Genomic DNA, 467 nt, shown 5'->3' with positions numbered 1-467 from the left:
ATGCCCTCCTTCGAGATCTCGCGCACCACTTCGAAGATCTTCTCGACCATGATCGGCGACAGGCCCATCGACGGCTCGTCGAGCAGCAGCAGCTTCGGCTTCGACAGGATCGCGCGCGACATCGCCAGCATCTGCTGCTCGCCGCCCGACAGCGTGCCCGCGAGCTGCGTCGCCCGCTCCTTCAGGCGCGGGAAGAAGCCGAACATCCGGTCGACGTCCTGCTTGATCTGCTCCTTGTCGTTGCGCAGGTACGCGCCCATCTGCATGTTCTCGATGATCGACATCCGCGCGAAGATCCCGCGGCCTTCCGGCACCATCGCGAGGCCGCGCTTGAGCAGCTCGTGCGACGGCACGCCCTTGATCGACTTGCCGTCGTACTCGATGTCGCCCGCCGAATACGGCTTGAGACCCGTGATCGCCTTCATCGTCGTGGTCTTGCCCGCGCCGTTCGCGCCGATCAGCGTCAC

1 protein-coding gene is annotated in these 467 nt (G+C 65.1%); it reads right to left on the bottom strand.

All coding sequences use genetic code 11. The features are described 5' to 3' along the window. Positions 1–467, bottom strand: a 467-nt coding sequence (locus U4Z64_RS37410) for an ABC transporter ATP-binding protein (RefSeq protein ID WP_321822696.1), incomplete at both ends; no start/stop codon positions are given.

Origin of the sequence: Burkholderia sp. BCC1996 (assembly GCF_905339955.1) — a bacterium.
GTDB lineage: Bacteria > Pseudomonadota > Gammaproteobacteria > Burkholderiales > Burkholderiaceae > Burkholderia.
The sequence above is the reverse complement of the archived record's forward strand: the minus strand, read 5'-3'. Positions and strand labels throughout refer to the sequence as shown.